General features: G+C 69.3%; 2 protein-coding genes. Both read right to left on the bottom strand.

The genetic code is table 11. The annotated features are described in order from the left end of the window. Nucleotides 1–56 precede the first annotated feature (56 nt). Nucleotides 57–10,499, bottom strand: a complete 10,443-nt coding sequence (locus tag ACFDR9_RS00050) for an amino acid adenylation domain-containing protein (RefSeq protein ID WP_409029629.1) — start codon at nucleotides 10,497–10,499, stop codon at nucleotides 57–59. Further along, nucleotides 10,499–13,819, bottom strand: a complete 3,321-nt coding sequence (locus ACFDR9_RS00045) for an amino acid adenylation domain-containing protein (RefSeq protein ID WP_409029628.1) — start codon at nucleotides 13,817–13,819, stop codon at nucleotides 10,499–10,501. The genes ACFDR9_RS00050 and ACFDR9_RS00045 overlap by 1 nt, the downstream gene beginning before the upstream one ends. Between the last annotated feature and the right edge of the window lie 5 nt (nucleotides 13,820–13,824).

The following is a 13,824-nucleotide window of genomic DNA, read 5'->3' as shown; positions in this document are numbered from 1 at the left end:
ACTAGAAACAGCCGGGCTCAGACCAGAAGGCCTGACCCCGGTTCTACGCTAGCGCTCTAGCTCTGCGTGACCCCCTCTCCCAACTTGGCCGCCTGCTCCAGCCACCGCTCGTCGCGCGTAATGGTGTAGTGGTCCGCCGCGATTTCCGCGGCGATGCCGGCCACGCCGGTCTGGCGCGGCAGTTCGGTCTTGTGCGCCTCGTCCCTGCCGGCGGCCCACCAGTAATGCACCTGGCAAGCCAGTACCGGCAGCGGCCCGGCTTCGATCGACAGCGCTTTCAAATGCCGCGCCACCTCGAAGCCGCGCAGCAGTTCCGCCGCGCCCATGGCGCCGTACGCCGAGTCGGCGCCGGCCAGCGCCAGCGCCAGGCGCGCTTCCAGCGCCAACCCCACCGTCTCCGGCAAGCCGTCCAGCGCCACGCCAGGCAGCACCTGCGACAGGAAGTCGGCGAAGTCGCGCTGCCACGGCGGCATGACGCGCTGTTCGGTGCCCGGAATATACGAATCGACCAGGCCGACGAAGCTGACCGCCTGGCCCGCCCGCTCCAGCAGCGCCGCCACCATCGCCGCCAGCGTGCCGCCCAGCGACCATCCCATCAGCCGGTACGGCCCCTGCGCCTGGGTTTGCCGGATCATGCGGGTATAGTCGCGCGCCATCTGCTCCAGCGACGCGTCGACGTGCGCGCTGTCGGCCAGCATGCGGCAGCCGATGCCATATACCGTGGCCACGCCGTCGAGCTTGCGGGCCAGCGGCTGGTAGTCGAAGATGGTGCCGAAGCCGGCGTGCAGGCAGAACAAGGCTTCCTGTCCTTCCCGGTTCAGCGCCGTCACGCCGGATGAAACCCACTCTAGCTCCAGCCCAAGCAGCTGGGCGATGGTCGGTTTTTGCATCACGTCGCGTAGCTTGAAGTTGAAGCGCGCGTCCTTCAACGTTCGCAGGCGCGATATCAGCTTCAGGCACAGCAGCGAATCGCCGCCCAGTTCGAAGAAGTTATCCGTCTCGCCCACGCGTTCCACGCCCAGCACTTCCTGCCACAGGTCGGCCATGCGGCGCGCCTGCGGCGTCGACGGCGCGCGGTACTGGCGCGCCGCCTCGGCCTGGATAGGTGGCAGCGCGTTCCGGTCGAGCTTGCCGGTCGGCAGCCGCGGCAGCGCCGCCAGCACCGCGTACGCCGATGGATGCATGAAGTCGGGCAGCGTGCCGGCCAGCGCCATGCGCGCCATCTGCATCACCTCTTGCGGCGCGGCCTCGCTGACCAGGTAGGCGTGCAGTTGCGCGCCGCCCTCGCCGGCGGCGGCCACCACGGCCACGCCGCCGACGCCGGCCACCTTGCGCAGTTGCGCTTCGATTTCGCCCAGCTCGATGCGGAAGCCGCGGATCTTGACCTGGTGGTCGGCGCGGCCGATGTATTCGGCGTTGCCGTCGTCCAGCCAGCGCACCAGGTCGCCGCTGCGGTACAGCCGCGCGCCGCTGTCGCTGAACGGGTCGGCGACGAAGCGCTCGGCCGTCAGGTCGCTGCGCCCGACATAGCCGCGCGCCAGGCCATAGCCGCCGATATACAACTCGCCCACCACGCCGTGCGGCACCAGTTGCATGTCGGCGTCGAGCACGTACACGCTGCGCTCGCCCACCGGACGGCCGATCGGCGCGTAGGCGCAGTCGAAGCTGTCGTCGCCGCTGGCCTGCCAGATCAGCGGCGTGACCACGGTTTCGGTCGGGCCGTAGCCGTTGATCAGGCGCCGCGGGCGCAAGTGGCGGCGCACTTGTTCAAAGCCGGCCTTGGGCATGGCTTCGCCGCCGAACACGTACAGTTCGACCGGCGGCGGATCGCCCGCCGCGCCGGCCCAGTCGGCCAGCTGGTTCAGGTAGGCCGGCGGGAAGGCCGCCGTCGAAACGCCGTAACGGTGCAGCGCGTCGCTGGTTTGCTCGGCGGTCCAGATTTCGGGGTCGCGGATGGCCAACGTCGCGCCGGCGGTCAGGGCGCTGATCCAGCGTTCGTGCGCCCCGTCGAACGAGAACGACATGAACAGCAGCTCGCAGGACTCCGGCCCCATGGCGTAGATCTCGTTGGTGGCGGCGCAGTGCATCGCCAACGGGCCGTGCGCCACCGCCACGCCTTTCGGCTGCCCGGTCGAACCGGAGGTGTAGATCGCGTAGGCCAGATGGTGCTCGCTGAGCGCGACGGCGGGATTGTCGCGGCCGCGGCCGGCCAGTTGCAATTGTTCCAGCCACACCGTCGGACATGGCAGCGTTTCTTGGTAGTCGGCGCTGCTGATCAGCAGCGCCGGCGCGCAATCGGCAATGATGTAGCGCAGCCGTTCCAGCGGATAGTCGGCGTCCAGCGGCACGTAGCTGGCGCCGGCCTTGAGCACCGCCAGCAGCGCGACGATCATGTCCATCGAACGCGGCAGCAGCACGGCCACCCTGGCTTCCGGCGCCAGACCCTGGGCCAGCAGCCAATGCGCCAGCTGGTTGGCGAGCGCGTTCAGCGCGCCGAAACTCAGCGTCTCGTCGCCCATGCGCAGCGCGAGCGCGTCGGGCCGGTGCAGCGCCTGTTGTTCGATCTGCCGGTGCACCCAGTCGGGCCGGCGGGCGAAGTCGGTGCGGCCAAGGGCCAGCACCGGCGCCGCCGCCAGCGCGCCCAGGCGTGGCAACTCGCCCATCGGCAGCTCCGGCGCGGCGATCATGGCGCGCAGCAGTTCGTCCATTTCGGCGCGCAGCGCCAGCACCTCGGCTTCGCTGAAGCTGGCGCGGGCATAGCAATACTCGATTTCCAGCGCGCCTTCGACCGTGACCTGCAAGTCCATCGCATAGCCGGTCAGGCCCTCGCCGCCGACGTCGCCGAAACGCAGGCCGTGCGCCAACGGTTCGCTCAGCGCCTTGTGCACCGGGTAGTTTTCAAACACGATGATGCTGTCGAACAGGGCCTGGCCGCCGGCGCCGCCCCAACGCTGGATCTGCGCCAGCGAAGTGTGCTCGTGCTCGCGCGCCTCCAGGTTGACGCCCTGCAGTTGGCGCAGGAAGGCGCCTACCGGCATCTGCGGCTGGCGCGACACCAGCACCGGGATGGTGTTGATGAACAGGCCGAGCATATCCTCGGCGCCGCCCAGTTCGGCCGGCCGGCCCGCCACCGTCGCGCCGAAGCACACGGCGTCCTTGCCCAGATGCCGTTGCAACAGCGTCGCCCACGCCGCCTGCACCACGGTGTTGGCCGTGACGCGCTGCGCCTTGGCGCAATCGAACAGGGCGCGGGTTTGCGCCGCGTCCCAGCTCAAGTAAATTTTGTCGTATCCGGTTTCGTCGCGGCGCCGTCCGGCCAGCAGGCTCGGGCCGTCGAGGCGCTGCAACTGGCCGCGCCAGTACTGTTCGGCCGGGGCGCTCGCTTGCCGGCGCAACCAGCGGATGTAGTCGCCGTAGTGCGCCCGCACCGGCGCCAGCGCCTGGCCCGAGTAGTCTTGCAGCCACTCGCCCAGCAGACGCGACTGGCTCCAGCCGTCGAGCAGGATATGGTGCATGGTCAGCAGCAGCTGGTACTCGTCCTCGCCGACGCGCACCAGGTACAGGCGCGCCAGTTCCGGGCGCGCGAAGTCCACTTCGCGCAGCAGCTCGGCCGAGGTCAGTTCGGCCAGGCGCCCGGCAATGTCGGCGTCGCCGTGCCAGTCCAGCGTGTCGACGAAGGCGTCGGCCTCGCGCCATACCAGTTGCAAGGCGACGTCGGCGCCGGCCTGCCATGCGAAGCCGGTACGCAGAATGGCGTGGCGGCGCACCATGGCGTGCCAGGACACGGCCAGGCGCTGCGCGTCGAGTCCGCCGACGGCGACGCGCAACTGGTTCATGTACAAACCGCTGCCCGGCGCTTCCAGCGACATGAACAGCATGCCCTCTTGCAGCGGCGACAGCGGATACACGTCCTCCAGTTGCGCGCCGTCGAACGGCAGCGCGGCAAGCGCCGCCTCGGACAGGAAATCAGCCAGCGCGCCGCGCTCGCGCTGCGCCGGCGCCTGGGCCGGCGCGGCCAGCGGCTGCAGCACGGCGGCCGCCTCGGCAATGGTCGGGCGCTCGAACATTAGCTTGGGATTCAGGTTCCAGCCGGCGCGGCGCACCCGCGCGACGATCTGCAGGCTCAGGATGGAGTCGCCGCCCAGTTCAAAGAAGTTATCGTCGCGGCCCACCTGCTGCTGGCCCAACACGTCGCGCCAGACCAGCGCCAGCGTTTCTTCCAGCTCGCCCTGCGGCGCCGTGTAGACGCCGCCGACCAGTTCCGGTTCCGGCAGCGCCTTGCGGTCGACTTTGCCGTTGGCGTTCAGCGGCAGCCGCTCCAGCACGACGATGGCGCTTGGCACCATGTGCTCGGGCAGCGTGCGGCGCAGGCGTTCGCGCAGCACGGCGGCGTCGGCCAGCGTGCCGCTCTGTTGCGACAGGTAGGCCACCAGCAGCGCGCCGCCCGGCCCTTGTTTGGCCACGACCACCACGTCGCGCACTTCCGGCTGCGCCAGCAATTGCGCCTCGACCTCGCCCAGTTCGATGCGGAAGCCGCGGATTTTCACCTGGTGGTCGATGCGGCCAAGGTATTCCAGTTGCCCCTCGTCGTTCCAGCGTACCAGGTCGCCGGTGCGGTACAGGCGCCCGCCGGCCGGGTCGAACGGGTTGGCCACGAAACGCTCGGAGGTCAGGTCGGGACGGTCCAGATAGCCGCGGCCCAGATTTACGCCGCCCAGATACAGCTCGCCCGCCACGCCGGCCGGGGCCAGGTTCAGGTCGGCGTCCAGTACATAGGTGAGCGTCGCGCTGATCGGCCGGCCGATCGGCACCTGGTTCAGGCCGTCGTCGCGGCAAGCCCAATGGGTGACGTGGATCGCCGCCTCGGTCGGGCCGTACAGATTGTGCAGGCCGGCGTGGCGCAGGCGCGCAAAGGTTTCCCGCTGCGTCTCGGCGGGCATCGCCTCGCCGCCGCAGATGATGTTCCTCAGCCGCGTGCTCGCCTCGATGCCTTCGTGCGCCAGGAACGCTTGCAGCATCGCCGGCACGAAGTTGACCGTGGTGACTTGGTGTTGCTGGATCAGCGCCACCAGTCGGGCCGGGTCGCGCTGGTCGCCCGGCAGCGCCAGCGCCAGGCGCGCCCCCGCCGTCAGCGGCCAAAACAACTCCCACACCGAGACGTCGAAACCGAACGGCGCCTTGTGCAGCACCGTGTCGGCCGGCGTCAAATGGTAGGTCTCCTGCATCCACGCCATGCAGCTGAACAGTGAGCGGTGGCGGTTGGCCGCGCCCTTCGGCATACCGGTCGAGCCGGACGTGTAAATCACGTAAGCCAGGTTTTCGCCGTGCAGCGGCACCGCCGGATTGGCGGCGCTTTCGCCGGACAGGTCGAGCTGGTCGAGCAGCAGCAGGCGGCCGTTGGCCGGGTGCGGCATGCTGTCGGCCAGCGCGGCGTGCGTCAGCAGCAGGACGATGCCGCTGTCCTCGACCATGTAGCGCAGGCGGTCGCCCGGGTAGTCCGGGTCCAGCGGCACATAGGCGGCGCCGGCCTTGAGGATGCCCAGCAGGCCGACCACCATGTCGATTGAACGCTCGACGGCGATGCCAACCCGGGTTTCCGGTTTGACGTCCATGGCGATCAGGCGGTGCGCCAGCCGGTTGGCGCGCGCGTTCAATTCCGCGTAAGTCAGCGTGTCATCGCCAAACAGCAGCGCCGGCGCCCGCGGATGCAGCGCCGCCTGGCGTTCGAATACCTCGTGCACCGGCGCCACGCCGGCGTGGTGGTGTTGGTTCACGCCCCACGTGCCGAGCTGGGCCAATTCCGCCGCGCTCATCACGTCGAGTTCGCGCATCAGCGTCGCCGGCCGGTCGGCCAAGGCCGCCAGCAGCCCGGCCATCGCCTCGTGCAGCAAGCCGCACAGGCGCTGCGCGCCTATCGACGGCTTCACCTGGGCGACCAGCGCGAAGCCCTCGCCCAGATCGTCGACCGAGATCGACAGCGGATAATTGCTGCGTTCCTCGCCGCCCAGCAGTTCCACGCCTTCCCACACTTTGCCGGCGCCGGCCTGGCCCTCCTCGGCGCCGTAGCGGTAGTTCAGCAGGGACGAGAATAGCGGCGTGCCGCCCGGCAGCGCGCTGCAGCGCTGCGCCAGCGACAGGCTGGCGTGCTCGTGGTGCAGCAGGCCGGTCAACGCGGCCTGGGTCTGGCGCAGGCACTCCAGCGCGTTTTGCCCGCCCAGGCGGATGCGCAGCGGCAGCGTGTTGATGAACAGGCCCAGCGCGCGGCCGGCGTCTTCGCCGCCCTGCATGCGGCCGAACAGCACGGTGCCGAAGACCACGTCGTCCTTGCCGCAGATGCGCGCCAACACCAGCGCCCAGGCTTGGTGGAACAGCGTGGCCGCGCTGACGCCGTGGCGTTGCGCCTGGCGCCGCACCCGCGCCGATAAGGCCGGCGCCATGGGCAAGCGCGCCTGTTCGATTTCGCTGCCGTCGCCCTGCACGTCGATCAGGTTGAACGGCGCCGTCGGTTCGTCGACGTCGCCCAGCATCTGGCGGAAGAAGGTTTCGTGCTCGGCCTGGCTGACGCCCAGGCGGGCCTGCGCGACGAAGCGCCGGAACGGCACCGCCGGCAGCAGCGCGGCGCCCCGCTGGATCAAGCCGATTTCCTCGACCAGCAAGTCGAGCGTGGTGTGGTCGACCACCAGATGGTGGCTCGGCAGTTGCAGCAAAAAGCGGCCGCTGTCGCGGTCGCGCGCGGCCAGCGCCCGGATCATCGGCGCCCGCCGCACGTCGATGCGGTACTGGCCGGGATGCACCGCCGCGGTCAGCGTCGCCGCGGCGCCGCCGTCGTCCGCGTCCAGCCATTGCAGCGCCAGGCCGGCCTCGCGCCACACCACTTGCAGCGGTTCCTTCAAGTCTTCCCACAGCACGGCCGTGCGCAGGATGTCGTGGCGCGCAATCACCTGGTTCAGGCTGGCGACAAAACGCTGCAGGCGTTCCTCGCTGTCAAAGCTGAGCAGCTGCGGCGTGACGTAGGCGTCGCCCGCGGTCTGCAACACGTGGTGGAACAGGATACCTTCCTGCAGCGGCGCCAAGGGGTAGATGTCCTGGATATTCGCCGCGCCGCCCGGCACGGCCGCCTCGATGGTGGCGATCTGCGCGGCGTCGAGGTCGACCAGCGTCAGCATGGCGGGATCAATTGCGGTGCAGCCGGCCGGAATGCCGTTCGGCGGCACCACCACCGCCGCCCTGCCCCGTTCCTGCGTTGACGCCCGCGCGAAGTCGCCCAGGCGCGGATGTTGGAACAGGCTGCGCACCTGCGCCGGCAAGCCCTGGGCACGCATGCGTTCCAGCAGCCGCAGCGCCAGCAGCGAATGCCCGCCCAGTTCAAAGAAATTGTCGTTGCGGCCGACCCGCGGCACGCCCAGCAGTTCGCTCCACAGCGCGGCCAGCGCCAGCTCCAACGCGCCCCGCGGCGCCTCGTAAGCCTGGCCGGGCGTGAAATCCGGCTCGGGCAGCGCTTTGCGGTCGACTTTGCCGTTGGCGTTCAGCGGCAGGCTTTCCAGCACCACGATGGCACTCGGCACCATATATTCCGGCAGCGCCAAGCCGAGGCGCTCGCGCAGACTGGCCGCCCCGCATGGCTGGCCGGCCTGCGCCGACACGTAAGCGACCAGACGCGCGCCGGCGGCGCCGTCCTTGGCCACCACTACCGCTTCGCGCACTTCGGCTTGCGCCAGCAGTTGCGCCTCGATCTCGCCGAGTTCAATGCGCAGGCCGCGAATTTTCACCTGGTGGTCGATGCGGCCCAGGTATTCCAGCTGGCCTTCGCTATTCCAGCGCACCAGATCGCCGGTGCGATACAACCGGCCCCCTTGCGGGTCGAACGGGTCGGCCACGAAACGCTCGGCGGTCAGGCCGGCGCGCTCCAAGTAGCCGCGCGCCAGACCGATACCGCCCAGATACAGCTCGCCCGCCACGCCCGCCGGCGCCAGCGCCAGTTCGCCGTCCAGCACATAGGTCTTGGTCTGGCTGATCGGCTGGCCAATCGGCACCTGGCCGCGGCCGTCGTCGCGGCAGGTCCAGTGGGTGACGTCGATTGCCGCTTCGGTCGGGCCGTACAGATTGTAGAGCGCCGCCTTCGGCAGGCGCTTGAACACCTCGTTTTGCGCCTCGGCCGGCAAGGCCTCGCCACTGCAGACGATGCGTTCCAGGCTCACGCACGCTTCCACGCCCTGGTGCGCCAGGAACGCTTGCAGCATCGACGGTACGAAATGCAGCGTGCTGACGCGGTGGCGGACGATCAGCTCGACCAGGCGCGCCGGATCACGGTGCTCGCCCGGGCCGGCGATGGCGAGACGGGCGCCGACCATCAGCGGCCAGAAGAACTCCCACACCGAGACGTCAAAACTGAACGGGGTTTTTTGCAGCACCGTCTCGGCCGGCGTCAGCTGGTAGGTCTGCTGCATCCACGCCAGGCGGTTGTACAGCGAGCGATGGCGGTTGGCCGCGCCTTTCGGCTTGCCGGTCGAGCCGGACGTGTAGATCACATAGGCCAGGTTCTCGCCATGCAGCGCCGGGTGCGGATTGTGCGCCGGTTCGGCGCCGACGTCGAGCGTGTCCAGCGCCAGTATGTTCAATTGGGCGCTGTCGGCGAAGCGCGCTTGCATATCGCTGTGCGTCAGCAGCAGGCGAATGCCGCTGTCCTCGAGCATGTAGCGCAGCCGCTCGGCCGGATAGTCCGGGTCCAGCGGCACATAGGCGCCGCCCGCTTTCAGGACGGCCAGCAGACCGACCACCATCTCCAGCGAACGCTCCAGCGCGATGCCAACCTTGGTTTCGGCCTTGACGCCCAGGCCGATCAGGCGGTGCGCCAATTGGTTGGCCCTGGCGTTCAGTTCGGCGTAGCTCAGCGTTATGTCGCCGAACACCAGCGCCGGCGCCCGCGGTTGCCGCGCCGCCTGGCGCTCGAACAGGCGCTGGACCGCTTCCTCGCCCGGGTGCTGCAGCCGGTTGTCGCCCCATTGCTGCAACTGGCGGCGCTGCGCGTCGTCCAGCAATTCGACCTCGCCCAGCAGCTGCTCGGGATGCGCGGCCAATGCCTGCAGCGTGGCGCTGTAGTGCCGCGCCATGCGCGCGATGGTCGCGGTGTCGAACAGCTCTTCGGCATAGCTGAAGGTGGCGTTCACCACGCCGTCGGCGTCTTCGCTAGTGTCCAGCGTCAGCTCGAACTGGGCCTGCTTGTCGGCCAGCGCGTAGTCTTGACGTTCCAGACCCGGCAGCCGCTCCAGCGCGCGGTAGTCGCTGCGCTGGTGGTTGAACATCACCTGGAACAGCGGGTTGCCGTTCAGGCTGCGCTCGGGCTGCAAGGCCTCGACCAGCTGTTCGAACGGCAGATCCTGGTGTTCCTGCGCGCCCAGCGCGGCGTCCCTGGCCTGCGCCAGCGCCTGCGACAGGCTGATACGCCCTTGCAGTTGGTTGCGCAGCACCTGGGTGTTGACGAAGAAGCCGACCACGCGTTCGCTTTCGACGCGGTGGCGGTTGGCGATCGGCACGCCGACGCGGATATCGGTCTGGCCGCTATACCGGCTCAGCAAAACCTGGAAGCCGGCCAGCAGCGCCATGAACAGCGTCGCGCCCTGCGCCTGCGCGCGCCGCTGCAATGCCTGCGCCAGCTGCGCCGGCAGCGTGATACTGTGGCGCGCCGCGCGGTAGTTGGCGTCGGCGCGGCGCGGATGATCCGCCGGCAGTTGCAAGGCCGTGTGGTCGCTACCAAGTTGCGCGCTCCAATAAGCCAGTTGGCGTTGCCGCTCGCCGGCTTCGAGCCAGCTGCGCTGCCACACGGCGTAGTCGGCGTATTGGATCGCCATGGCCGCCAGCTCGGCGGCCCCGCCCTGCACGCCGGCGCGGTACAGCGCCGCGAACTCGTCGACGATAATTTGCATCGACCAGCCGTCGGAGACGATGTGGTGCATCACCAGCACCAGCACATGCTCGTCGGCCGCCGCGCGGATCAGGCCGACCCGCAGCAAAGGCCCCTGCGTCAGGTCGAACGGCGCCCGGCTGATGCGGGTCGCTTCGCGCAGCACGCGCGCGGCGCGCTCGGACGCGTCCACCGCGCTCAGGTCGATGATGGCGAAGTCCAGCGCGGCCTGCGCCTGGATCACTTGTTCGGCCAGGCCGTCGGCGGTGCCGCGAAACACCGTGCGCAGCGCTTCGTGGCGCGCTACCAGGGCGGCGAAGCTGGCCTTGACGGCGTCCACCGCCAGTTCGCCCTTGAGCGTCAGCGCGCCGGCGATATGGTAGGCGGTGCTGGTTGGATCAAGCTGCCACAGGAACCACTGGCGCGTTTGCGCATACGACAAGGGGCAGGCTTGCGCCAACGCCGCTTCGCGCTGGAGGATGGGGAACTGGCCGATGCTCATGCCGTCGGCCTTCAGGCGTTGGTACACTGCGCGGCGCTGTTCGGCGGACAGTTGAGCGAATTTCTCCGCAATGCGGCGCGTCGCGTCGTTATTCATTAAACGTTCTCCAAACTATCTATAAAGGAATCAAGGTCAGACAGAGCCTGCTCGGCGGACTTGCCGCCGGCGTCCGCCAGCAGCAACGCCATGGCGCCTAGCGTGGGATGTTGAAATACCTGCTGCACCGTCAGTTCGCGCTGGATGGCGCGCTGCACCCGGGCCGCCATCTGCACCGCCAACAGCGAATGCCCGCCCAACTCGAAGAAATTGTCGTGCCGGCCGATGCGCGCCAGGCCCAGCACCTCGGCCCAGACCTGCGCCAGCGCGGTTTCCGCCTCGCCCCGCGGCGCGGCGTAGGCGGCCGCTTCCTGCCGTTCCGGCGCCGGCAGCGCCTTGCGGTCGATTTTGCCGTTGGCGTTCAGCGGCAGGCGCTCCAGCACCATGAAGGCGTGCGGCACCATGTAATCGGGCAGCGCGCGGCCCAGCCGCTCACGCAGCGACGCCGGGTCGAACTGGCCGTCTGGCGCGGCGATGGCCAAATAGGCCACCAGACGCGCGCCTTCATTGGCCACGACCACCGCTTCGCGTACCTCCGGCTGCGCCAGCAGTTGCGCCTCGATCTCGCCCAGTTCGATGCGGAAGCCGCGAATTTTCACTTGATGGTCGATGCGGCCCAGGTATTCCAGCTGGCCTTCGGCATTCCACCGCGCCAGGTCGCCGGTGCGATACAAGCGGCCGCCCAGCGGGTCGAACGGGTCGGCCACGAAGCGTTCCGACGTCAGCGCGGCGCGGTCCAGATAGCCGCGGCCCAGCCCGACGCCGCCCAGATATAGCTCGCCGGCGACGCCGGCCGGGGCGAGATTGAGTTCGCCGTCGAGCACATAGGTGTGGGTTGCGCTGATGGGACGGCCAATGGGCACCTGGCTGGCGCCGTCGTTGCGGCAGGTCCAGTGCGTGACGTCGATGGCCGCCTCGGTCGGGCCGTACAAGTTGAACAGCTGCGCCCGCGGCAGGCCGGCGAAGACCGCTTTCTGGGCCTCGGCCGGCAGCGCCTCGCCGCTGCAGACGATGCGCTTCACGGTGGTGCAGGCGTCGACGCCCTCGTGCGCCAGGAAGGCTTGCAGCATCGACGGCACGAAGTGCAGCGTCGTCACCTGGTGGCGGCGAATCAGCGCCATCAGGCGCGCCGGTTCGCGGTGCTCGCCCGGGGCCGCGATGGCCAGGCGGGCGCCGACCATCAGCGGCCAGAAAAACTCCCACACCGAGACGTCAAAGCTGAACGGGGTCTTTTGCAGCACCGTGTCGGCCGGCGTCAGTTGGTAGGCCTGCTGCATCCACGCCAGTCGGTTGTGCAGCGCGCCGTGCCGGTTGGCGGCGCCTTTCGGCTTGCCGGTCGAGCCGGACGTATAGATAACGTAGGCCAGGTTTTCGCCATGCAGCGCCGGCGCGGGATTGGCCGCGGACTCGCCGCTCAGGTCCAGCGTGTCCAGCTCAAGCACCCGCGCCGGGTCGACGTCGGCGATCTGCCCGGCCAGCGCGCTATGCGTCAGCAGCATACCGATACCGCTGTCCTCGACCATATAGCGCAGCCGCTCGGTCGGATAGTCCGGGTCCAGCGGGACGTAGGCGCCGCCGGCTTTCAGCACCGCCAGCAAGGCGGCCACCATGTCGATCGAACGTTCCAGCGCGATGCCCACGCGCGACTCCGGCCCGACGCCGACGGCGATCAGGCGGTGCGCCAGGCGGTTGGCGCGGATGTTCAGGTCGTCGTAGCCAAGCTGCTCGTCGCCGCACAACAGGGCAACCGCGCGCGGCGCGGCCAGCACCTGGCGCTCGAACAGGCGGTGCACCGGTTGCATGTCCGGGTGGCGCTGCGGGTTCGCGCCCCAGCCGGCCAGTTGCCGCAATTGCGGCCCGGCCAGCAGGCCGACGTCGCCCAGCGCCTGCTCCGGCTGCTCGGCCAGCGCCTGCAACAGCAACAGGTAATGCGCCGCCATCGTTTCGATGTGGGCCGCGTCGAACAGCTCGGCGGCGTAACTGAAGCTGGCCCGCACCCGGCCGTCGGCCCCCTCGCTGGTGTTCAGCGTCAGTTCGCACTGCACGTCCTGCTCGTCGAAGTCCACGCGTTCGACGCTAACGCCGGGCCATTGCGCCAGCGAGCGGTGATCCAAACGCAGGTGGTTATACATCACCTGGAACAGCGGATTGCCGCTCAGGCTGCGCTCGGGCTGCAAGGCCTCGACCAGTTGTTCGAAGGGCAAGTCTTGGTGCGCCTGGGCGCCCAGCGCGTTGTCGCGGGTTTGCTCGAACAGCTGCGCCAGCGCCATGCGCGCGTCCAGGCGCGCCGGCAGCACCTGCGTGTTGACGAAGAAGCCAATCAGTCCGGTGGTTTCGGCGCGGTTGCGGTTGGCGATGGGGACGCCGACGCGGATATCGCCCTGGCCGCTGTAGCGGAACAGCAGCGCCTGGAAACCGGTCAACAAGGCCATGAACAAGGTGCCGCCTTGGGCCTGGGCCTGCCGTTTGAGGCCGGCCACCAGCTCGGCGGGCAGCGCGACGCTGTGGCGGGCGGCGCCGTAGACGCCGTCGGCCTTGCGCGGCCGCGCCGTTTGCAGCGCCAGCACCGGTTGCTGTTGGCCCAATAGCGCGCGCCACCACGCCAGTTGCTGCGCGCCGGCCTCGCCGGCCAGCCAGGTGCGCTGCCACACGGCGTAGTCGCTGTAGTCGATCGGCAGATCGGCAAGTTGCGCTTGCGCGCCCTGCACGCGCGCGGCGTATTGCTGCGCCAGCTCGTCGAGGATCAATTGGGTGGAATAACCGTCCGAGACGATGTGGTGCATGACCAGCAGCAGTTGCTGCTGGTCCGGCGCCATCTTGAACAACGCCACGCGCAGCAAGGGACCGTGGCCAAGGTCGAAGGGCTGGGCGCAGAGACGGCGTATTTCGGCTTGCGCAAAGGAGGCGCGCGCCGCCGGCTCGAAGGCGCTGAAGTCCAGGCTAGGCAGCTCGATGGCCGCCGCCGGCTGCACCACCTGCCGCACGCCGCCGTCCTCGTCCTGCTGGAAAACGGTGCGCAGCGACGGATGGCGCGCCACCAGCGCCCCGATGCTGGCGCGCAGCGCCGCCACGTCGAGGTGGCCGCTGAACTTCAGGCCGCCGCTCAGGTGGTAGGCCGCGCTGGCCGGGTCGAGGCGCCATAGGAACCACTGGCGCTGCTGGGCGAACGACAGCTCGGCGCTGCCGCCGTGCGGGCGACGTGGAATGGCGTGGGACGCGTCGGCGGCAGCGGCGCCGCCGCGCAGGCGCTGCTGTAATTGGGCGCGCTGGGCCGGGCTGAGCCGGGCGCGCAATTCGGATAAATTATTCATATCGGACATGGAAA

The organism is Janthinobacterium sp. CG_23.3 (assembly GCF_046115965.1).
Classification (GTDB): Bacteria; Pseudomonadota; Gammaproteobacteria; order Burkholderiales; family Burkholderiaceae_D; genus Janthinobacterium.
This window is presented reverse-complemented; position numbering and strand designations above follow the sequence as displayed.

Coding starts and splice junctions, on each gene's coding strand:
- ACFDR9_RS00045 (WP_409029628.1), bottom strand. CDS start 13,819: ATGTCCGATATGAATAATTTATCCGAATTGCGCGCCCGGCTCAGCCCG.
- ACFDR9_RS00050 (WP_409029629.1), bottom strand. CDS start 10,499: ATGAATAACGACGCGACGCGCCGCATTGCGGAGAAATTCGCTCAACTG.